The sequence below is a fragment of the Vibrio sp. 378 genome, assembly GCF_033339435.1.
The window spans coordinates 1-683 of the sequence record NZ_JAWOUO010000590.1 but is presented as its reverse complement, the minus strand read 5'-3'; the positions used below and the strand labels follow the sequence as shown (position 1 = coordinate 683).

Annotated in this window: 1 protein-coding gene; it reads right to left on the bottom strand. The window is 46.4% G+C overall.

The genetic code is table 11. From position 1 onward, the window contains the following. The coding region (locus R7Q48_RS27715; RefSeq protein WP_318133491.1) for a UbiD family decarboxylase domain-containing protein at window positions 1-683 on the bottom strand (683 nt) is incomplete at both ends.

The window sequence follows — 683 nt, the reverse complement described above, 5'->3', positions numbered from 1 at the left end:
ATTGGCCCGCTTGGTCTTTCTTCATCGTAACGACGGCAAAACGATTATTGGTTGTTTGCGGTAGATAGATATCAATGATCTCTGGACGCTGTTGTTTCAGTGATTCCAAATCGGCTTCTGTTATTACTTTACTGTCTTGCTTACTGATTTGGGGACGTGTTGCAAGTTCCGCATCCCATTTGATAGTCGCATCTAGTCCCATTTTGGAACCTAACCCCACCACTGGCGACGCAAAGTCGAGAGAATCGATTGGCGTGTTGTCTATCATCAAGGTATCGCGCACTGGATCCATATGTTCGGTCATCGCTTTGACGACGTCATTCCAGTCGCACGCATTTACCGACTCATCACACACAATCACAAACTTGGTGTACATGAACTGACGCAAGAAGGACCACACTCCCATCATCACGCGCTTCGCATGACCTGGGTATTGCTTCTTCATAGTTACAACGGCCATGCGATACGAACAACCTTCTGGCGGTAGATAGAAGTCTTCAATCTCTGGGAATTGCTTTTGCAGAATTGGCACGAATACTTCATTCAGTGCCACGCCTAATACCGCTGGCTCATCTGGCGGACGACCAGTATAGGTACTGTGATAAATTGGGTCTTTACGCATGGTGATGTGCGTAATGGTAAAGACGTGATGCTTTTCTTTTTCGTTATAGTAGCCAGTGTGA